At 63.3% G+C, this 20,752-nt stretch carries 18 protein-coding genes; 8 read left to right on the plus strand and 10 right to left on the minus strand.

Translation table 11 applies throughout. The features are described 5' to 3' along the window. Positions 1-3: 3 nt before the first annotated feature. The 3 genes from SJ05684_RS00750 to SJ05684_RS00760 form a co-directional block, all read right to left on the minus strand. A complete protein-coding gene (locus SJ05684_RS00750) occupies positions 4-2,547 on the minus strand; it encodes a ligase-associated DNA damage response DEXH box helicase (protein WP_034859320.1) in 2,544 nt (847 codons plus the stop codon). Between the two features lie 85 nt (positions 2,548-2,632). Next, entirely contained in the window at positions 2,633-3,268 is a 636-nt protein-coding gene (locus tag SJ05684_RS00755) for a YitT family protein (protein ID WP_034859322.1), read from the minus strand. Positions 3,269-3,372: 104 nt separating this feature from the next. Next, the gene (locus SJ05684_RS00760) at positions 3,373-4,311 is read right to left on the minus strand and encodes a class I SAM-dependent methyltransferase (RefSeq protein ID WP_034859323.1); all 939 of its coding nucleotides are present in this window, start codon (positions 4,309-4,311) and stop codon (positions 3,373-3,375) included. 143 nt (positions 4,312-4,454) lie between these two features. Here SJ05684_RS00760 and SJ05684_RS00765 point away from each other — a divergent pair, with 143 nt between their 5' ends. The 3 genes from SJ05684_RS00765 to SJ05684_RS00775 are packed head-to-tail and all read left to right on the plus strand — an operon-like array spanning position 4,455 to position 6,642. After that, complete coding sequence (locus SJ05684_RS00765) at positions 4,455-4,721, plus strand: DUF6460 domain-containing protein (protein ID WP_034859325.1); 267 nt, start codon at positions 4,455-4,457, stop codon at positions 4,719-4,721. 2 nt (positions 4,722-4,723) lie between these two features. After that, positions 4,724-5,227 carry a CAP domain-containing protein gene (locus tag SJ05684_RS00770; RefSeq protein WP_034859328.1) on the plus strand — a complete coding sequence of 168 codons (504 nt, stop codon included), beginning with the start codon at positions 4,724-4,726 and terminating at the stop codon, positions 5,225-5,227. A 56-nt stretch (positions 5,228-5,283) separates the two neighbouring features. After that, positions 5,284-6,642, plus strand: coding sequence for an MATE family efflux transporter (locus SJ05684_RS00775; protein WP_050980216.1), 1,359 nt, complete (start codon positions 5,284-5,286; stop codon positions 6,640-6,642). On the opposite strand, the gene SJ05684_RS00780 is transcribed toward SJ05684_RS00775, so the two are convergent. Further along, entirely contained in the window at positions 6,618-7,706 is a 1,089-nt protein-coding gene (locus SJ05684_RS00780) for a quinone-dependent dihydroorotate dehydrogenase (RefSeq protein ID WP_034859330.1), read from the minus strand. The genes SJ05684_RS00775 and SJ05684_RS00780 overlap by 25 nt on opposite strands. After that, positions 7,703-8,050: a DUF952 domain-containing protein gene (locus tag SJ05684_RS00785; protein ID WP_034859332.1), complete on the minus strand. Its 348-nt coding sequence runs from the start codon at positions 8,048-8,050 to the stop codon at positions 7,703-7,705. The genes SJ05684_RS00780 and SJ05684_RS00785 overlap by 4 nt, the downstream gene beginning before the upstream one ends. 164 nt (positions 8,051-8,214) lie before the next feature. On the opposite strand from SJ05684_RS00785, the gene SJ05684_RS00790 reads away from it, so the two are divergent. After that, a complete protein-coding gene (locus tag SJ05684_RS00790; protein WP_034859334.1) occupies positions 8,215-8,649 on the plus strand; it encodes a hypothetical protein in 435 nt (144 codons plus the stop codon). Positions 8,650-8,769: 120 nt separating this feature from the next. Continuing rightward, entirely contained in the window at positions 8,770-9,414 is a 645-nt protein-coding gene (locus SJ05684_RS00795) for a response regulator transcription factor (RefSeq protein WP_034859336.1), read from the plus strand. Between the two features lie 38 nt (positions 9,415-9,452). Here the strand turns inward: SJ05684_RS00795 and SJ05684_RS00800 are convergent, their stop codons facing one another. After that, positions 9,453-12,959, minus strand: a complete 3,507-nt coding sequence (locus SJ05684_RS00800) for a hybrid sensor histidine kinase/response regulator (protein WP_034859338.1) — start codon at positions 12,957-12,959, stop codon at positions 9,453-9,455. Positions 12,960-13,185: 226 nt separating this feature from the next. Between SJ05684_RS00800 and mscL the strand changes: the two genes are divergently transcribed. The 3 genes from mscL to galE all read left to right on the plus strand — a co-directional run bounded on the left by mscL (position 13,186) and on the right by galE (position 16,185). Beyond that, entirely contained in the window at positions 13,186-13,614 is a 429-nt protein-coding gene (mscL, locus tag SJ05684_RS00805; protein WP_034859341.1) for a large conductance mechanosensitive channel protein MscL, read from the plus strand. A gap of 212 nt (positions 13,615-13,826) precedes the next feature. Continuing rightward, positions 13,827-14,993: a pyridoxal phosphate-dependent aminotransferase gene (locus SJ05684_RS00810; protein ID WP_034859343.1), complete on the plus strand. Its 1,167-nt coding sequence runs from the start codon at positions 13,827-13,829 to the stop codon at positions 14,991-14,993. 157 nt (positions 14,994-15,150) lie between these two features. Beyond that, a complete protein-coding gene (gene galE, locus SJ05684_RS00815) occupies positions 15,151-16,185 on the plus strand; it encodes a UDP-glucose 4-epimerase GalE (protein WP_034859345.1) in 1,035 nt (344 codons plus the stop codon). 32 nt (positions 16,186-16,217) lie between these two features. On the opposite strand, the gene SJ05684_RS00820 is transcribed toward galE, so the two are convergent. The 4 genes from SJ05684_RS00820 to SJ05684_RS00835 all read right to left on the minus strand — a co-directional run bounded on the left by SJ05684_RS00820 (position 16,218) and on the right by SJ05684_RS00835 (position 20,752). Beyond that, positions 16,218-16,523 carry a chorismate mutase family protein gene (locus SJ05684_RS00820; protein ID WP_034859346.1) on the minus strand — a complete coding sequence of 102 codons (306 nt, stop codon included), beginning with the start codon at positions 16,521-16,523 and terminating at the stop codon, positions 16,218-16,220. Between the two features lie 456 nt (positions 16,524-16,979). Then, on the minus strand, positions 16,980-17,984 hold the full coding sequence (gene cydB, locus SJ05684_RS00825) for a cytochrome d ubiquinol oxidase subunit II (protein WP_034859350.1): 1,005 nt from the start codon (positions 17,982-17,984) through the stop codon (positions 16,980-16,982). Then, a complete protein-coding gene (locus SJ05684_RS00830; protein ID WP_034859378.1) occupies positions 17,974-19,383 on the minus strand; it encodes a cytochrome ubiquinol oxidase subunit I in 1,410 nt (469 codons plus the stop codon). The genes cydB and SJ05684_RS00830 overlap by 11 nt, the downstream gene beginning before the upstream one ends. Positions 19,384-19,582: 199 nt before the next feature. Continuing rightward, on the minus strand, positions 19,583-20,752 hold the full coding sequence (locus SJ05684_RS00835) for a M20 aminoacylase family protein (protein WP_034859353.1): 1,170 nt from the start codon (positions 20,750-20,752) through the stop codon (positions 19,583-19,585).

Raw genomic sequence — 20,752 nt, forward strand, 5'->3', positions numbered from 1 at the left:
GTCCTATTCCTCCTTGAGGCCCATTGCCTCGCTGATAAGCTCATCGGCCGCTTCCGTGAGCAGGAAGTCCTGCGCTTCTCCATGAACCGATTCCCGCCCGATTTCCAGCATCACCGGCACGGCGAGCGGCGAGATGCGGTCGAGTCGGCGATGGCTGACGTGACCTTTGATCCGCTTCAGCATGGAGCCGAGCCGGTCGATGTCCAGGAGGCCCGTCGCCGCGTCGTTCCTGGTCGCCTCCAGGAGAATGTGGTCCGGCTCGTGCATCCGCAATACGTCGTAAATGAGGTCGGCGGAAACCGTGATCTGCCGGCCGGTCTTCTCCTTGCCCGGGTGGCGTTGATCGATGAGGCCTGCGATGACTGCGCAATTGCGGAACGTACGCTTCAGAAGGAAGGATTCGTTCAGCCAGGCCTCGAGATCGTCCCCCAGCATGTCCTCGTCGAGGAGTTCCGCGAGCGAAGGCGCCCCGGTCCGGAAGGCCGCGCCCAAATCGTCGAGCGCCCAGACGGCGAGCGAATAGTCGGTGGCGACGAAGCCGAGCGGCTTCAGCCCGGCGCGATCGAGCCGGCGGGTGATGAGCATGCCGAGCGTCTGGTGTGCGAGCCGGCCTTCGAAGGCATAGATCACCATGTAATGGCGGCTGCCGCGCGGGAAGGTCTCGACCAGGAGCTCGTCCTCGCGCGGGAGCATAGAGACGTCCTCTTGCAGCGCCAGCCAGTCGCGCACCTGGTCCGGAAGTGGCCCGCGGCGGATGGGCTCGGCGAGCATTTTTCGCACCTGCGCCGCGAGATAGGTCGAAAGCGGGAACTTGCCGCCGGCATAGCTCGGCACCTTCGGATCGAAGGAAAAGGCCGGCGAGACGAGGCACTCGTTCTCGCGGATACCCTCGAAGCGCAGAACCTTGCCGGAGAAGAGAAACGTGTCGCCTGGCGATAGCATTTCAAGGAAATACTCTTCCACCTTGCCGAGAGACATGCCGCCCCGGCGGAGCGAGCCGCGCGCATTGCGCTTCACCAGACGGACGTTCAGCATCGGCGATTCCACGATCGTCCCGACATTCAGCCGGTATTGCTGCGCCACCATCGGGTTCGACACCCGCCAGAGCCCTTCCTTCGTCTTGCGGATGCGGGCGTAACGCTCATAGGTCCTGAGCGCATAGCCGCCGGTGGCGACGAGATCGACGACCCGTTCGAAGGTTTCCCAGGAGAGGGCGCGGTAGGGCAGGGCGCTGGCGATCTCCGCGTGCAGTTCGACCGCGTCGAAGGGACTGGCGCAGGCCATGCCGAGCACATGTTGCGCGAGCACGTCGAGCGCACCCCTGCCGATCGGCGGCGTATCCTGCGCGCCGATATAGTTGGCGTCCAGCGCCGCCTGGCATTCCATCACCTCGAATCGGTTGGCCGGAACGAGGATGGCGCGGCTCGGCTCGTCCATGCGATGATTGGCGCGGCCGATGCGCTGGGCGAGACGACTAGCGCCTTTCGGCGCGCCGACATGGACGACCAGATCGACATCACCCCAATCGATGCCGAGATCGAGCGTCGAGGTGGCGACGACGGCGCGCAGACGGTTCTCGGCCATTGCCGCCTCCACCCTGCGGCGCTGGGCCACATCGAGCGAGCCGTGGTGCAGTGCGATCGGGAGGTTGTCGTCGTTGATGGTCCAGAGCTCCTGGAACAGCATTTCCGCCTGGCTGCGTGTATTGACGAAGAGCAACGTCGTGCCATGCGCCTTGATCGCTTCGTAAACATCGGCGATCGCGTAGCGGGCAGAATGCCCGGCCCAAGGCACGTGATTGTCGCTGCGCAGGACGGAAATCTCCGGCTTGGCGCCGCCGGAAACGGTGATCAGTCCGGCATGGTCGTCGCTGTCGGGAGCTTGCGCCACCAGCCAGCGCTGCAGTTCCATCGGCTCGGCGACCGTTGCCGAAAGCCCGATCGACTGCAGGCGGGGTGCGAGCCGCCGTAGCCGCGCGATGCCGAGGGAAAGCAGATGCCCTCGCTTCGACGTCACCAGCGAGTGCAATTCATCAAGCACGACATAGCGCAGGTCCTTGAAGAAGCGTTCCGCCTCCGCATCGGCGAGAAGCAGCGCGAGCTGCTCGGGGGTCGTCAGCAATATGTCGGGCGGGTTCAGCTTCTGCCGCTGGCGCTTGCCCTGCGGCGTGTCGCCGGTGCGGTTTTCGACCCGGACGGGGAGGTCCATCTCACCGACGGGCTTCATCAGGTTGCGCTCGATGTCCACGGCGAGCGCCTTCAGCGGAGAGATATAGAGCGTGTGGATGCCGACAAAGGCCGAGCCCGGCGGCATCCTGCCGCGCCGGGTGAGGTCGACGAGGGAGGGCAGGAAGCCGGCAAGCGTCTTGCCAGCGCCGGTCGGCGCGATCAGAAGCGTGCTTTCCCCCGCTTCCGCATGGGAGAGCAATTCGAGCTGATGGGTGCGCGGTCGCCAGCCCTTGTCGGCAAACCACCGGCGAAAGGGCGCCGGCAACGTCAGAGCGTCACTATCGCGCAATGGGGAATCGATCCTGTCCACGGGGAACAAAGGTAGATCATGTCCGGCAAAAGAGAAGCCGTTCAATCCGCCGATGATCGAGCTGGTGTATTTACCGCGGCTGGCCGCCTATGCTTCAGAGCGCGATGTAGCGATCGGCGCGGTGGTTGATGGCCACGAAGAGATTGAGGACGATCGCGCCAAGCACCGACCAGGCGACGATCCAGGGCGTTGTGACCGCGAAGGCGACGGCGAGAACGGCCATGTCGATTACGAGCTGGACCAGCCCGGCACGAATGCCGACGCGCTCCTGCAGATAAATGCCGAGGATGCCGACGCCGCCGAGGCTGGCGCGATGGCGGTAGAGCGCCAGCAAGCCATATCCGAGCAGAAGGCCGCCGATGAGCGCGGCCCAGCCCGGATGGATCTCGCCGATCTGGAAAAGCCGCGATTGCGCATCCGTGAGAAACGAGGTGAGTCCGATGGCGATGAAGGTTTTGATGGTGAAAGCGGGGCCCAGCCGCTTCAGCGACAGGTAGAAGAAGGGCAGGTTGACGAGGAAGAAGGCGAGACCGAAATTCGCGCCGGTTGCGTAATGCAGCAAAAATGCGACGCCGGCGGTGCTGCCGGTCAGAAGGCCGGCGCTTGCCAGAAAATAGAGGCCGAGAGCGGCAACGAAGCTGCCGGAAAAGATGCCCTGAGCATCCTCCATCGGCGTATGCCTGGTGGGACGGGTGTTCCAGAGCCCGAAAACGCTGCCGCCTTGCCCCATGACCAATCCCCTGATCGTAATGCCACGACAATGCTGCGCTGCACAAAATTAATCAAGTAAATATGTAAGCAATGCTGACCTATTTTGCATGGCAGCCTTGTGCCTCATGCCTCTTTGCGGGCGAGAAACAGGATGCCGGACACCGGCAGGCCGGCATCCATGCGAATGACCGTATGTTCGACCGCCGTCAGCGAAAGTCGGTGTCCGGCGCAGAGAGACGCGACATAAGGCTCGGCATGCGCGTAACGCATCGACGGGCGGAGCACGAAGCCTTCTTCCGCTGCGGCCTTTTCGACCGAGAAGGCGAAAAGGCCGTCCGGCCTCAGCAGCCGGTCGATGATGAGGAACACGCTTTCGAGATTGCCGAGATACATCATCACATCCGCGGCGCTGGCGAGGTCGGTGCGCTCTTGCGCCAGTTCGCCGAACAGCCCGGACGCCTCCGGCAGCAAGGAGAGGTCCGCCTGGCCCAGTCGGTCGTAGATCGCCTTCCCCTCTGCCTTGGCGAGCATGTTGGCCGAAAGATCGAAGCCCTCGAGGAAGTCCGCGCGATCGCGGACCCGCTCGCCAAAGAGCCCCGTTCCGCAGCCGAGGTCGGTGACGTGACGGAAGCGTTGTCTGCCGCTCGTGCGATCGATGAGCGCGGCGAGCTTTTCCGGCACGCTGTAGTCGAGCTTCTCGGTCAGGGCCTCATCGAATCGGTCGGCATAGTCGTCGAAGAGCCGCTCGACATAGGTGCTCGGCGGCTGCTCCGGCGTCTCGGCGGCGCCAAGGAGGGCGAGCTTGAGGCTGGCGCCGAAAATGTCGTCCGGGTTGAGGCGGAGCGTCTTGCCAAATGCGTCTATGGCCGCCTCTTTTCGGCCCGATTTCTCTTCATAGTCCGCCAGCCGGAACCAGCCGGCCGCCCAGTTCGGCGCGAGTTCGAGGGCCTGTGCCATGAGTTCGGCCGCGCCCTGCAGTTCGCCGCTTTCGGCGAGCAGCCTTGCGTAGTCGGCACGTCGGTCGGCGATCAAGTCACCGGAGGAAAGCTGGTTGATGGTCATGAGGGTGGCGGGCTCGTTGCGACGGACGCTTCTGGCGCCGGACGCGACAAAACACAAGCGGAATCTGGAAAGCTGCCTTGCTCGCGGGTTGCGGGCGCGGAAATGGCGGCTTATGTGAGGGAAAACAGGAGAACTCATCGCCCATGTCGGACGGCATAAACAGATTCCTGGGTGACTCGCCACTGCGCGTGCTGGTCAAGCTCGTCGTCGTGTCGATCCTGGTCGGCTTCGTCATGACCATCTTCGACTGGTATCCTGTCGACATCTATTACGGCATCCGCAGTTTCCTGCTTGACGTCTGGCACAAGGGCTTCGCCGCGCTCGGCCGGGTCGGCGACTACCTGCTCATCGGCGCCGCGGTCGTCATTCCCGCCTTCCTCATCCTTCGCATCCTGAGCTATCGGCGGTAGGCATGCAGGATTCGCTTTGCCTTCTCCGCAGACGGTTGATTCTGAGCGCCGGTGCCGTGATCTCACTCGGCTTCGTAGCCGGCTGCTCGACCTATGATGGGCTTGTCCCCGACGACGGCGCGCGCAGCGACCAGACGGAGCCGACGCTCGGCTATGTCAATACGCTGCGCCAGGGGAGGGGGCTCTCGGCGCTCGCGCGCGATCCGGCGGCGTCCATTGCGGCGATGCACCAGGCCGTGCGAATGGCTAGAGCCGGCAAGATGCAGCACAATATAGGCTGGCGCGACGATTTCTACGACCGCATGAAGGGCCAGGGCGTCACGCTGCCCGCGGCCGAAAATATCGCCATGGGCCAGGAAGACGCCGAGCGCGCCTATCGGGCCTGGGTCACTTCGCCGAGCCATCTGAAAAACATGCTCGGCAACTATCGTGGTCTCGGCGTCGCAATGGCGCAAAATTCGGCTTCCGGTAATCGTCCCTATTGGGCCATGGTGCTCTGCGGCTGAATTGATTCCCGAACGGACCTTGCGGGAGCGGCTGCAAGGATGGAACCAAGACTGCCATGGAAAGCTTGAAGCGCATGGGCGACGCCGGTGGTGCCGGCCCCTTTCACGTCACCAATCGGCTGATCTTTTCGATCGCCCTGCCGATGACGCTCGGTTTCCTGACGACGCCGCTGCTCGGTCTTGTCGATACCGCTGTGGTCGGCCGGCTTGGCCGGGCGGAGATGCTCGCCGGACTTGCGGTCGGCGCAGTCATGTTCGACCTGATCTTCACCACCTTCAATTTCCTGCGCGCCGCCACAACCGGCCTCGTCGCTCAGGCCTATGGTCGAGGCGACCAACGCGAGCAGCAGGCGGTGTTCTGGCGCTCAATGGCGATCGCGCTTGTTTGCGGGCTCGCAATCGTGCTCCTGTCTCCGCTGCTGCTCACAATCGGTCTGTGGCTGATGGCGCCCGGGCCGGAGGTCGCGGCCGTCACCAGCACCTATTTTCTCTATCGCATCCTCTCGGGTCCGGCGGCGCTCGCCAATTACGCGATTCTCGGCTTCGTTCTCGGCCGCGGCCAAGGGACCCTTGGCCTCTTACTGCAGACGATCATCAACGGCACGAATATCGTGCTGTCGATCCTGCTAGGACTCGTTCTCGGCTGGGGCGTGGCCGGCGTCGCGATTGCGACAGTGACGGGCGAGGTGGTCGGAGCGATCCTGGGCTTCCTGATCGTCTTTGGCCGCTTCGACCGGCAGGACGCGCCCGACTGGGCGGCGGTCTTCGCGCGGGACCGCCTGAAAGCACTCTTTGGTCTCAACGGCGACATCATGATCCGCTCTTTCGTGCTTCTCGCCGCCTTTGCGCTGATGACACGGATCGGTACCGCGCTCGGGCCGGTGATCTTGGCAGCGAATGCAGTGCTGATGAGCATCTTCCTGGTCGCCGGTTACTATCTCGACGGCCTTGCCAATGCGGTCGAGCAATTGACGGGGCGCTCGATCGGGGCTGCCTACCGGCCGGCTTTTGATCGTGCCCTTCGGATGACCGCCTCCTGGGCGCTGGGCCTTGCAGCGGTGACGACGCTCGCGTTTCTCGCCTTTGGCAATGCGCTTGTCGATCTGCTGACGACGGTGGCGGAGGTGCGCGCCGTCGCCTACGAATACATGCCCTGGGCGGCAACCACGGCGCTGACCGGCGCGCTCGCCTTCCTGATGGACGGCGTCTTCATCGGCGCCACCTGGTCGCGCGACATGCGCAACATGATGCTTGCCGCCTTCATCGCCTATTGCGCCTCACTTGCCTTGCTCGTGCCCTTGTTCGGCAATCACGGCCTCTGGGCCGGGCTCAACCTTTTCCTGCTGATGCGCGGCCTGTTCCTCCTGATATTGGTGCCGCGGCGCGCCGCTCAGACCTTCCGTCCGGCCCAATAGTCGACGCGGCTGTCGCGAATGTCGCGGATCGAGGTGAGCTTCTCTCGGTCGCAGAGCGCGGAAAGGCCGCGGACGATCCGCCCCGGCAGGCCGGGTCCCTCGTAGACCATACAGGAATAGAGTTGGACGAGATCGGCTCCGGCTCGGATCTTTTCCGCCGCCGTTTCAGCCGAGCCGACACCGCCGACGCCGATGATCGGCATGTTGGGCCCGACGCGTTTGCGCATTCGCGCAAGCACCGCCGTCGACTTCTCGAAGAGCGGCCTGCCGGAAAGCCCGCCTGTCTCTTTCGCCTGCCGCTGGTCCTTGAGCCCCTCGCGCGAGAGCGTGGTGTTCGACACGATCAATCCATCGAGATCGTGCGCCAGCACCTCTGCGGCGATGTCTTCCATCCCCTCCTCGGTTAAGTCCGGGGCGATCTTGAGGAAGACGGGAGTCCGCTTGCCGGCTTTCCCGGCTTCTTCGTCGCGCGCTGCAAGGACGGCCGAAAGAAGCGCCGCCAGGCTCTCGCGCGCCTGCAGATCGCGCAGGCCCGGTGTGTTGGGCGAGGAGATGTTGGCGGTGAAATAGCGCGCGACCGGGTAGAAGGTGCGAATGCCCGCAACATAGTCGGCGATGCGATCGGCACTGTCCTTGTTGGCGCCGATATTGACGCCGACCAGGGCCTGGCTGGAGCAGCCTCGAAGCCGCGCCAGTGCCGCCCCGTGCCCTTCATTGTTGAAGCCGAGCCTGTTGATCACCGCCTCGTCTTCCACGAGGCGGAACAGCCGAGGCTTGTCGTTGCCCGCCTGCGGACGCGGCGTGACCGTGCCGATCTCGGTAAAACCGAATCCGAGATTGAGGATTGCCTCCGGTACCTCGGCATTCTTGTCATAGCCCGCGGCCATGCCGATTGGATTGGCAAAGGTAAGTCCCGCTACGGTTTGCACCAGCCTTCTATCGACGGGCGCTGCACAGCTCGGGACGAAGCCGCTCTTCAACGCCCGGATCGAGAGGCCATGCGCGGCCTCGGGATCGAGCAGGAACAGACCGCGGCGGGCGAGGCTTTCGAAAGGTCTGGTCATGCGGCAAGCTCTGGAAGAACGTGTTTGCCGTCATTGCCGAGCGGCAGTGGCTTTTCCCACAGCACCGCGTCGAGCGTGAGCGGCGCATAGAGATGCGGAAAAAGTGCCCCGCCGCGCGACGGTTCATAGGCCAGCTTGTTCCCGAGCGCGGCCGCGTCCACCGCGACGAGGAGGAGGTCCGTTTGTCCTTCGAAATGGCGTGAGGCCGTTTCGGCCACCTGATCGCGGGTCGAGAAATGGATGAAGCCGTCCGCGAGGTCGACAGGTGCGCCGTCGAATCGTCCCGTGCGCCGCGCCTCCTGCCAAAGCAGTGCCGGAACGATCTTGTATATGGTAGCGTTCATCCTGTCCGCTCGCCCGTCATGAAAACCGAGCCATGGCCTTGCCGCAAATATTGCAGCATGTCCACCGTGGAACATCAGATCGAGGCGGATTTCTCTACGGCGCCGGCGCCCCGTCGGGCGTGAGCAGATCGCCGTAGCACAGGAGCATCCATGGAGAGGGTGTCATGAAGCATCCAACCGCAGCATTGGCATTCGGGCTGAGCCTTCTATGGCCGCTGTCGGCGACCGCCCAGGACCCGTCGCCGGGTCGTTACACAATGCAGAAAGCCGAGACGGGATTTGCCCGGCTCGACACCGAAACCGGTGAGGTTGACCTCTGCCAGGAGAAGAACGGCGAACTCGTTTGCCGGATGGCGGCCGACGAGCGCGCAGCTTTTGAGCGGGAGCTCGATCTTCTCACAAGGCGCGTCGAAGCCCTGGAAAAGGCAGTTGGGCGTGGTGTGGCAGCAGTCAAACCGGATCTCCCGACTGACGAAGAGATTGACCGCACAATGAGCATCATGGAAAGAATGATGCGGAAGTTCATGGAGATCGTGAAGGAGTTCGAACGGGGCGACTCGCCCGCCGAGCAGGGTGGGCAGGTACCCGACAGGACGTGAAGTCTCGCTGATCGGCGGTGCGGCTGCTGCATGCATCCTTATGTCGACGCCGATTCGGTGGTAATAAGATCCTGTAGCACATATTGTTGCAGTTGAGGCTCTTGGGGAGGGGGCGTCACCATGCCGGACATGACCATCATCATTGCCGACGACCATCCGCTATTTCGAGGCGCGATGCGCCAGGCGCTCAGCGGCATGACCGGTGCCCCTGCCATTGTCGAGGCAGGCGATTTTGCGGCGGCGCGAAAGGCCGCGGCGGACCACGCAGACGCGGATCTGATGCTCCTGGACCTCACGATGCCGGGTGTCAGCGGTCTCTCCGGCCTGATTTCGCTGCGGGCCGAATTCCCCAGCCTGCCGGTCATGATCGTCTCCGCCCATGACGATCCGGCTACGATTCACCGCGCCATAGATCTCGGTGCTGCGGGCTTCCTGTCGAAATCCGCGGGCATCGAGGAGATTCGTCAAGGCATCGCCAAGGTGATGGCCGGCGAAGTCTTCGTGCCGGCCGGCTACGAGCAGAACCAGCAATACGAGCCGGAGATGGCCGACCTGATGCACCGGCTGCAGACCCTGACGCCGCAGCAGTCTCGCGTGTTGTCGATGCTTGCGGAGGGCCTGCTCAACAAGCAGATCGCCTACGAGCTCGGCGTATCCGAGGCGACGATCAAAGCGCATGTCTCAGCGATCCTGCTGAAGCTGAATGTCGACAGCCGCACCCAGGCCGTCATCCAGCTACAGAAGCTCGGGAACGTCGCCGCCTGAGTGTGTCCAGGCACCCGGCCGAACATACAACGGCGACACTATTCCGCCGCCGCCCTTGACGCGGCGGCGAGCCGCGTTAGCCATGCACGCAGGGCGGCGGGGCGTACCGGCTTGTGCTGCAGCGAGACGCCATCGCGTTCGGCGGCGCCGCGGACTTCCGCGGTGCGGTCAGCCGTCACCAACAAGGCAGGGATGCTCTCCTTCCAGAGCGCGCGGATGCAGGCGATTGCCTCAATGCCCGTGCCGTCGCCGAGGTGATAGTCGGCGACGATGGCGTCTGGCCGCGCGGTAAGCTTCTCGGGGTCCATGCCCGCACAGGCGGAGAGTGATTCCGCCGTGGTCACCGTGCAGCCCCAGCCGCCGAGGAGCAGTGCCATGCCCTCGATGATCTTCAGTTCGTTGTCGATACACAGCACGTTCAGCCCGGTGAGCGCATCGGCTGACCTGGTGGCTGCGATCGGCTGGGATACCGCCCCTTTGCCGGCACTCATGGCCATCGGAACGCTCACCTTGAAACGGGTGCCCTTGCCCGGCTCTGATTGCAGGACGACAGGATGATTGAGTACGCGGGAGATGCGGTCGACGATCGACAGGCCGAGCCCGAGCCCGGAGGCTGTGCGCGCGCCCTCATCAAGTCGCGCGAACTCCTTGAACACGGTTCGGAATTTCGTGGGGGGAATGCCGATGCCGGAGTCGAGCACCTCGATGATCGCCATTTGTCCACGCCGGCGAACCCCGAGCAGCACCTTGCCCTGGAGCGTGTATTTTATGGCATTGGAGACGAGGTTCTGGACGACGCGCCGCAGGAGATTTGGATCGCTATGGACGACAAGCGAAGTCGGCATGACCACCAGTTCTATCTCTTTCGCCCGCGCCATTGGCGCGAAATCCGTCTCGATACGCTTGAAGAGTTCGTTGAGCGGCAACGATTGCAGCCGCGGTTTCATCGCGCCGGTGTCGAGACGTGAAATGTCGAGAACGGCGCCGAGAATAGCCTCCACCGATTCCAGCGATGAATCGATATTCTGCACCAGTGCCCGGTTGTCGGAGTCGCCGAGCCGCTCGACAAGCGAGGAGGAATAGAGGCGCGCGGCATTCAAGGGCTGCAGTATGTCGTGCCCGGCGGCGGCGAAGAAGCGAGTCTTGCCGATATTGGCCTCTTCGGCCGCTGCGCGCGCCTCTGCCAATTCCCGATTCACCAGCGTCAATTCCCCCGTCCGTTCGGCGACACGAATTTCCAGCGTCTCGTTCGCCTGTTTCAGCGCCATGTCGGCGGCTACGCGCTGGGTGATATCGGTATAGGTCGTGACGATGCCCTTGTCGGGCATGGCGTTGGTCCGCACTTCGATGATGCGCGCACCATTGGCGAGTTCCAGCAGGAAGGGTTTGTCAAGCGTCAGGAAGTTGGCGATCAGCGCCCTCTCGTCCTCCTTGCGCAGATCGCCGCGGCGGGCGAGGATCGCAACGATGTCGGCGAGTGGGAAGCCGACCTGGCCGGCGGTTTCGGGCAGGTCGAGCAATTGACGGAAGCGGCGGTTCCAGATGATCAGGTTGTTGGCGTTGTCGAAGACGGCGATGCCCTGATCCATCTGCGAGAGTGCCGTATGCAGCATGTCCTGGTTATATTGCAGCGCCTCGCTTGCCTGGTCGAGCAGCCAGGCCGTGTCCGAAGAGGCATCGTCCACGCGCTGGAGCACGAGCGAGAGTACCAGTCGCGCGGATGAGGAGCCAATGGCGCTGCCGAGCAATTGCTCGGAGAAATGCACGAGGGCCATGTCGGCGGAGGCGTTTTCGTCGAGCCAACGGCCGGACTGCTGCTCATAGGTGTGGAACGAGCGCTGCATGCGTTCCTCGCCCATGTAGCGGGCGATCGTGGTCTTCAGGTCGCGCACCGTCACCTTGGTCTTGCGCCCGCGGAAGGTCCCTTCCGTGCGCGACCGGCGGGTAATGAAGACGCCGGCCTGAATGCGCTCCAGGGGCTTCGGCGCGCGCGTGAGCGAGCCGAGCACGTAGGCTGACGCGTTGACGAGCATGCTCAACGCCGTTGCGTTGACGAGCGGATCCGACTGCGGCCCGGAGAATAGATCGGTGAAAGGCAGCAGGAAGCTCAACACCGTCGAGGCGACGTGGGAATTGTCCGGGCCGCCGAGGCTCGGCAGGAACAAAAGGTACGCCCAGACAAGAAAGCCCGACACCATCCCGGCGATAGCGCCGCGGGAGTTCGCCTGCCGCCAGACGAGGCCGCCGAAGAGCGCCGGTGCCATCTGCGAGACTGCGGCGAAGGATAGCAGGCCCAGCGAGGCAAGGCCGGCACTGATGTCGGCGGAGCGGTAATAGCCATAGCCGAGCAGCAACACGACGAGGATTGCCGTGCGGCGGATATTGAGGAGCGTGCCGGCCATGTCCTCCTGCAGTGAGCCGCGGGTTCCCAGCCGACGGCGCAGGAACACGGGCATGACGATATCGTTGGAGACCATGATCGACAGGGCGACCGAGGCGACGATGACCATGGCGGTTGCTGCGGAGAAGCCGCCGATGAACGTCGTCAATGTCAGGAGCGGAAGGTCGCTCGCCAGCGGCAGCGTCAAGAGGTAAAGGTCCGCGTCGCCGGAGCCGGAAAACGCAAGAATTCCGGCAATCGCGATCGGCAGCACGAAGAGATTGATCGCGATCAGGTACAGCGGAAAGAGGATGCCGGCGGTGCGCAGCTCCGTGTCGGTGCGGTTCTCGACGACGGTGACATGGAACTGCCGCGGCAGCAAGATGACGGCGAAGGCCGACAACGCAATCAGCAGGATCCAGCGCGCTGCCGGCGTCTGGTAGGCAAGCGCGGAGAGGACATCGGGGCTTTGCCGTGCCCTTTCCAGCAGTTCGGCAGGGCCGCCGAAGAGCACGAAGACGACATAGACGCCGACCGCGAGCATGGCCGCGAGCTTCACCACCGATTCCATCGCGATCGCAAGGATCAGGCCGTCCTGGTGCTCCGTCGCATCCGTGTGGCGGGTGCCGAACACGATTGCGAAACAGGCGAGGAAGAGCGTGACCAGCAGAGGCAGATCTATGAAGTTCTCCCCTGAACCGATGCCGTATTCGCTGGTGTCGATCATGGCGGCGACCGAGCTCGATACGGCCTTGAGCTGAAGGGCGATGTAGGGGACCGCACCAACCAGCGAGATCAAGGCGACGATCGCTGCGACGGTCGGGTTCTTTCCATAGCGTGCGGCCAGGAAATCGGCGACCGAAGTCAGCCTCTCCGCCTTGGCGAGCCGGACGATGCGGCGGATCAGCGGCAGGCCAAGGGTGAACATCAGGATGGGGCCAACATAGATGCCGGTGAATTCGAGGCCGCGTTCGGCCGCGAGTCCGACGCCGCCGAAATAGGTCCAGGAGGTGCAATAGATCGCCAGGCTCAGCGCATAGACCAGCGGCCTGCCCTTGCTGGCGATCTTGTTTCTTCCGGCCTGCCGGTCGCCAAAGCTTGCGACCGCAAAGAGCAGCAGCAGATAGGCGAAAGCGGAGGCAAATATGATTGAACCCGAGAGCATGCCACACTCCTCGACGGGCAGCATAGGGCAAGTCCATCCCGTTGAGAATTGGTTGCTTATTCGTCTTAAGTCCAAGACCGCACGGAGTCCCGACTGGGCTCGTCGGGACCGGTTGCTGCACGTGCGTGAAGGGCAATTCCATCGCGCCCGCCTCTGGTCTAAGGTCCTGCCACCGGTTGCCGGCGGATCAGGCGGCGATCGCTGGTAACCTTACGGAGAGGTGTGCATGCTGAACGAATTCAAGGAGTTTATCGCCCGCGGCAATGTGATCGACCTCGCGGTCGGCGTGATCATCGGCGCCGCGTTCAGCAAGATCGTCGATTCGGTCGTTAACGACCTCGTCATGCCGATCGTCGGGGCAATCACCGGCGGCGGCTTCGACTTTTCCGATTACTTCGTGGCACTTTCGGCGAATGTCACGGCGCCGACCCTTGCCGCTGCCCGTGAGCAGGGCGCAGTCTTCGCCTATGGCAGCTTCATCACCGTGCTTATCAATTTCGTCATCCTCGCCTGGATCATTTTCCTGATGATCAAGGTCGTGAACCGCGCCCGCGCCTCCATGGAAAAAGAAAAGGCACCCGAACCGGCTACACCGCCGCCTCAGGACATCCTGCTCTTGTCGGAAATTCGCGATCTCCTGAAGCAACGGGCGTGAGCGAGGCCAGTTTTCGCGCACGCATCACAAAAATCGATCGTTAGGTCAGAGAAAATCGTGTGATCGGGGGCGCGAAAGCGTCTAGAACGCGGGCACTACAGCGTAACGCGTGCTATCAGACGCGCAAGGCTCGTTGTAGAAGTTCGAATTGCTACATGTCTTCGTCCCTGAATAAAGGTCGATCTAAGGAGACATGCAGTAGGAGCCCGCCGATGACGATCATGTCCAGCCTCAGCCCGCGTTCCCTTTCGGCGCCCGAAAGCGGCATTGTCGAGGTCGTGAACTATGCGCGCGGTCGCGAAGGACTCATCCCGCTCTGGGTCGGCGAAGGCGATCTTCCGACGCCCGATTTCATCAGCCGCGCCGCCGCAGATGCCCTGATGGCCGGCGAGACCTTCTACACCTGGCAGCGCGGCATCCCGCTGCTCCGCGAAGCGCTGGTACGCTATTACGAGCGCCGCTTCCAGAAAACCCTGTCGCAGGAGAATTTCTACGTCACCGGATCGGGCATGCAGGCAATCAAGCTTGCGATAGAGGCGACTGCCTCGCCGGGCGACGAGATGGTTTTGCTGACGCCGGCCTGGCCCAACTTCGCAGCCGCGGCCGACCTCTCGGGCGTACGCCCCGTCTCCGTACCCCTGCGTTTCCAGCATGGCAAATGGCAGCTCGAGCTTGATCGGCTCGAGGCGGCGATTGGGAAGAAGACGCGCGCTCTCTTCATCAACACGCCGTCCAATCCGACCGGCTGGACCGCATCTCGTGAAGACCTCGAGGGGATTCTCGCCCTGGCGCGAAAGCATGGACTCTGGATCATCGCCGACGAGATCTATGCGCTCTACTATTATCTGGGCGGGCGGGCGCCATCCTTCCTCGACATCGCGGCGAAGGAGGATCGCATCCTTTTCGTCAATTCCTTCTCGAAGAATTGGGCGATGACCGGCTGGCGGGTCGGCTGGATCGTCGCGCCGCCGGCCATGGGGCAGGTGCTCGAAAACCTGATCCAATATTCGACCTCCGGCGTGGCACAGTTCATGCAGCGAGGCGCCGTCCTGGCCCTCGAGGGCGGGGACGGCTTTGTCGATGAGAACGTCGCCAGGGCGAGCGCCAATCGCGACCTTTTCTGCGATGCGCTGATCGCGACCAATCGTGTCGAAACGCTCAAGCCCGACGGGGCGCTTTACGCCTTCATGAAAATCGACGGCGTCACGGACTCGCGCCGGGCGGCGATCGAGATCGTCGACCAAACGGGCGTCGGCCTCGCTCCCGGGACAGCCTTCGGCAAGGGCGGCGAACTCTTTATGCGCGCCTGTTTCCTGCGCGATCCGGCTCAGATCGCCGAGGCGGCGGAGCGCCTGCGCGCCCATATTCTTGCTCGCTGAGACCGATCGATAAAATGTGATTGTTTTCCCAAGGTGTGGCTTAACCACGCCAGCGAGAATAGGCGGCGAAGCCCGGCCGAGCCCGACGGTTTTACCAATTCTGAAAGCATCGCCCGTCTTTCCTATTCCCGGGTTCATAGGGGGCGGAAGGCAATCAATGACCGTATTGGTGACGGGCGGGGCGGGCTATATAGGCAGCCACATGGTCTGGTCGCTGCTCGATGCAGGTGAGCGTGTCGTCGTGCTTGACAGCTTGACGACCGGATTTCGCTGGGCAGTGGCGCCTGAGGCGCGATTCTATTTCGGCGATGTGGGCGACCGGTCCGTTCTTGCGCGGATCTTTGCCGAGAACGAGATCGATGCGGTGGTCCATTTCGCCGGGTCGGCGGTGGTGCCGGAGTCGGTGGCCAATCCGCTCGCCTATTACGACAACAACACGGCAAGGACGCGCGCGCTCATCGCCGCGACCATAGACGTCGGCATACGTCACTTCGTCTTCTCTTCGACCGCTGCCGTCTACGGTACTCAGGACACGTCAGATCCGGTCACGGAAGCAGCGACCCTGCGTCCCCAAAGCCCCTATGGCCGCTCGAAGCTCATGTCCGAGATGATGCTCGAGGACGCGGCTGCGGCCCACGACTTCAGCTATGTGGCGCTCCGATACTTCAACGTGGCGGGGGCCGATCCGCTCGGTCGTGCCGGACAGTCGACCCTGGGCGCCACCCATCTCATCAAAGTCGCCTGCGAGACGGCGCTCGGCAAGCGCCGCAAGGTGGATGTCTTCGGCACCGATTATCCAACGGCCGACGGAACCGGGGTTCGCGACTATATCCATGTCAGCGACCTGGTTGAGGCACATGGAAGCGCACTCGAATATCTGAGAGGCGGCGGCGAGCCCCTGGTCCTGAATTGCGGCTACGGCGAAGGCTTCTCGGTGCTGCAGGTGCTCGATGCGGTGCGGCGGGTTTCGGGCCGGGATTTCCGCGTCAACTACGCGCCGCGGCGGCCGGGCGATGCCGCGCAGGTCGTGGCCGATCCATCGCTTGCGAGGCTCAAGCTCGATTGGGTGCCCACCCATGCGAGCCTTGAGCACATCGTCCAGAGCGCCTTCGATTGGGAGAGTTATCTCAGTCGGAAAAACAGCTTCGACGAGGGCCCGGAGGAGAACGGGCGGCTCGTCGTCAACGGCTGATCCGAGCGGCTGTCACGCGCGACGCGCGCGCCTCAAGCCTCGTCTTCACCGAGGAGCTTGCGCTCCTGGGCGATCGAGTGGTCGATGAGTTGTGCCCATAGCCGCTCGTAGAAATCCGGTTCCAGGCCGAGCTCGATCGCATTTCTGCCGGCGTTTTCCCTGACCTCGGCAACGCGCGCCGGAATGTCCGCCTTCAGCTTCAGCGGGCGTTTGATCTCAGCCGCGCGGTTGATGTAGCCCCAGCGTTCGGCAAACAGCATCATCAGAGCGCGGTCGAGGCGATCGATCTCGGTACGCACATCCGCCATTGTCGTGCACTCTGCGGGGGTCTTCTGCATGTCCGGCTCCTTACAGCGCCGCGCGTATCATCAGACGCGCGAAGCCCGCTGTTGCACTTTGAATTGCTGCATCTCTTTGTCCCGGATCGAGCACGATCCAAGGAGATATGCAGTAGAGCGGATGCGCTCACATGCGTTTGCGCCACCGCTCTGGATGTTTGGCTGCGCCGACTTGCTAGCAAAGGGGATGGCGACTGAGAAGGGGTAAAAGGACCGCTGTGCCGGATATGGTCACCTCGGCGGGCGATCATCCGGGGGAGTAGGGTGCGGTCCTGTCTCCATCCGGCGATCGCCTGCCGACGTGTTTGAAAACGATAGCCTTGCGAGCTTGAGCGGAGCTTTCTTAATTCCCGAGCACCAGCTTTATCGCCAACCCAACTACGGTGACGGCGGCGACGCCAGCCAGCCACAGGCCGACGAACCAGAGGAGTTTTCGGCCGAGGCCGTCCGCGCCGCTCAATGGTAGCCCTCCTCTGGATCGACCTTGCCGCGGAAAACCCAATAGGCATAGGCGGTATAGGCGAGAATGATCGGCACCAGGATGAGGGCGCCGACGAGCAGGAAGGCGAGACTGTCATCCGGAGCCGCGGCGTCCCAGATGGTCAGCGACGGCGGCACGATGAAGGGATAGAAGCTGATGCCGATGCCGATATAGCCAAGCACGAAGAGACCGAGGGCGGCGATGAAAGGCTGGGTGTCGTGCCGGTCGCGTATGCCCTTCAGCAGCAGATACAGGCCCCCGAGCACGAGCAGCGGCACGATGACGCTGAAGATCGCCGTCGGCCAGCCGAACCAACGCTCGAGATAGACCGGCTCGAGAAACGGCGTCCAGAGGCTGACGATGCCCATCGCCGCGACGGTGGCGAAAGAGCAGCGCAGCGCAATGGTGCGAGCGCTGTCGGCAAGCACGCCGCGGGTCTTCATGATCAGCCACGTTGCGCCGAGCAGGGCATAGCCGACGACGATGGCAAGGCCCGTCATGATCGAGAAGGGCGTCAGCCAATCCCACCAGCCGCCGGCATAGGCGCGATCTTCAACAGGGATGCCCTGGACCAAAGCGCCCAGCGCCAGCCCTTGCGCGAAGGCGGCAAGCGTGGAGCCGCCGGCAAAAGCCCAGTTCCACAGGAACTCGCCGCGGCGCGTCCGCCAGCGATATTCGAAGGCGACGCCGCGGAAAATGAGGCCGAGCAGCATCGCGATGATCGGCGCGTAGAGCGCCGGCAGGACCGTGGCGTAGGCGAGGGGAAACACCGCCATGAGCCCGCCGCCGCCGAGCACCAGCCAGGTTTCATTGCCGTCCCACACGGGGGCGACGGAATTCATCATCACGTCACGGTCGTGTTTTTCCGGAAAGAGCGGAAAGAGGATTCCGACGCCGAGATCGAAGCCGTCGAGAACGACGTAAGCGAGAACGGAGAAGGCGATGAGGCCGGCCCAGATCAGCGGCAGGTCAATGTCCATGTTGGCCTCCATGGGGTTGAGCCGGGCCGGGCGTGACGCCGGCGGTACGTATCGGTCCCTCACCGAGTTCCGGTAAGGTGTCGCGCGGCAGGCGTGCCATCAGCCGCAGGATGTAGAAAGTACCGGCCCCGAAGACGAAAAAATAGACGATGATGAAGGCAATGAGCGAGGCACCGACGGCCGGGGCTCCGATCGGCGAGATCGAATCGGCCGTCAGCAGGTGGCCATAAACCGTGTAGGGCTGGCGCCCGACTTCGGTGGTGATCCAGCCCGCGAGCACGGCCACGAAGCCGGACGGCCCCATGAGGACAGCGATGCGATGCAGCCGGTCATTCGTGTGGAGCGTGCCGCGATAGCGGCACCAGAGGCTCCAGAGGCCCAGGCCGAGCATGGAGAACCCCATGAGCAGCATGACGCGGAAGGACCAGAAGACGATGGCGACCGGCGGCTGCAACTCTTCGGGAACCGTGTCGAGCCCGGCAAGCGGCGCATCGAGCGAGTGCTTCAGGATGAGGCTCGACAGCTTCGGGATTTCGATCGCGTAATCCACCCGCTTCTCAGCGGAATTGGGAATGCCGAAGAGGATCAGCGGTGCGCCATCGGGATGACTCTGGTAGTGGCCCTCCATGGCCATCACCTTGGCCGGCTGGTGCTCGAGGGTGTTGAGCCCGTGCTGGTCGCCGGCGAAGATCTGGACCGGCGCCACGATCGCCGCCATCCACATAGCCATGGAAAACATGGCGCGGGCGCGGCGCGGCGCCGTGTTGCGCAGGAGGTGCCATGCCCCGCAGGCACCGACTACGAAGGCGGTCGTCAAATAGGCGGCGAGCACCATATGCACCAGCCTGTAGGGGAAGGACGGATTGAAGATCACCGCCCACCAGTCGTCGGGAACGAATTGGCCCGCCTCGTTCACGGAGAAGCCGGCCGGCGTCTGCATCCACGAATTCACCGCCAGAATCCAGGTGGCCGAGATCAGCGTGCCGAAAGCGACCATCACCGTTGCGAGAAAATGCAGCCTCGGACCGACCCGGTTCAGGCCGAACAGCATGACGCCGAGGAATCCGGCCTCGAGGAAAAAGGCCGTCAACACCTCATAGCCCATCAGCGGTCCGATGACCGGACCTGCCTTGTCGGAGAACACGCTCCAGTTTGTGCCGAACTGGTATGACATGACAATGCCGGACACCACGCCCATGCCGAAGGCGACGGCAAAGATCGTCTTCCAGAAGTTGAACAGTTCCAGGTAGACCTCGTCGTTTTTCCAGAGCCAGAGCGCTTCGAGAACGGCGAGATAGCTTGCGAGACCGATGGAGAAGGCAGGAAATATGATGTGAAAAGAGACGGTGAATGCAAATTGTACGCGTGCGAGCAGAGTTGCATCAAAGGCTTCGAACACGGCGGGATCCTTTCGGCGCAAGAGGACTAGGTCCGTCCCGGCATTGTCGCTCATCGGCGCCGCAACCCCGTCGACGCCGTCGATTTCATCGTGTGATTGAATCTGAGGGAAAATTGCCAAAGGTCAATGACGGCCCGGCCGCCACGTTGTCACACTGCGGCAATCTTTCGCCTGCGGCATTTGGACCGGGAGATCGAGATCAAGGACGCGCGAGATAGGCCTCTGCGAGTTCCGTCCAGAATGCGGCGCCGATCGGCAGCAGGTCGTCGTTGAAATCGTAGCCCGGGTGGTGGAGCGGCTTCTCCTCGCCCTTCACCCGCGATCCGAGGAAGAAATAGGTGCCCGGCCTTTCCTTGAGCATATAGGCGAAGTCCTCGCTGCCCATATAGGGACGGGCAAGATCGATGACCTTGTCCGCTCCGGCAAAGCGGATGGCGAGGTCGCGGACGAAGTCCGTCTCCGCCTTGTGGTTGAAGGTCGCATCGTAGCTGCGCTCGTAGTCGACGGTTGCGCGCATGCCGTAGCTTTCCGCCTGTGCTCCCGCGATCGTGCGGATGCGGCGTTCGAGTTCGTCGCGCACGGCAGCATCGAAAGAGCGAATGCCGACGACGATCTCGGCCCGTTCCGGAATGATGTTGCTCGCCGAGCCCGCGTGAAACGCGCCGACCGTGACGACCGCCGGGTCCATCGGGTGGATGTTGCGCGATATGATCGATTGCAGCGCCATGACGATGCTGGTGCCGCAGATGATCGGATCGGCCGTCTCCTGCGGCTCGGCGCCGTGGCCGCCGCGGCCGTGGACGGTGATCCGCGCCTCGTCGACCGCCGCCATCACCGGACCTTCGCGCAAGGCGAAGTAGCCAAAGGGCAGGTTCGGCTCATTGTGGAGCGCGAAAACTGCGTCGCATGGGAATTTGTCAAACAGACCCTCTTCGACCATGATCTTTGCGCCGCCGAAATTCTCTTCGGCCGGCTGGAAGATGAGGTGGATCGTGCCGTCGAAGTTCTTCCGCTCGGCAAGCGCGCGGGCCGCCCCGAGCAGCATTGCCGTGTGGCCGTCATGGCCGCAGGCATGCATCAGCCCCGGCGTCTTGCTCGCATAGCCGAGCCCGGTCTCCTCGTGGATCGGCAGGGCGTCGATATCGGCGCGGATGCTGATGGAGCGGGAGCCGGTGCCGTTTGTCAGCGTGCCGACGACGCCGGTCTTCGCAAGTCCCGTGGTCACACGGTAGCCCAGCGCCTCGAGATGACGCGCGATGAAGGCCGATGTTCGCCTCTCCTCTAGTCCGAGTTCCGGATGGGCATGCAAATCCCTGCGGATGGCGACGAGTTCCGGCATGGCATTGTCGATGGCGGCAGTGAGTTTCAT

This window comes from Sinorhizobium sojae CCBAU 05684, from assembly GCF_002288525.1.
GTDB classification, from domain to species: domain Bacteria; phylum Pseudomonadota; class Alphaproteobacteria; order Rhizobiales; family Rhizobiaceae; genus Sinorhizobium; species Sinorhizobium sojae.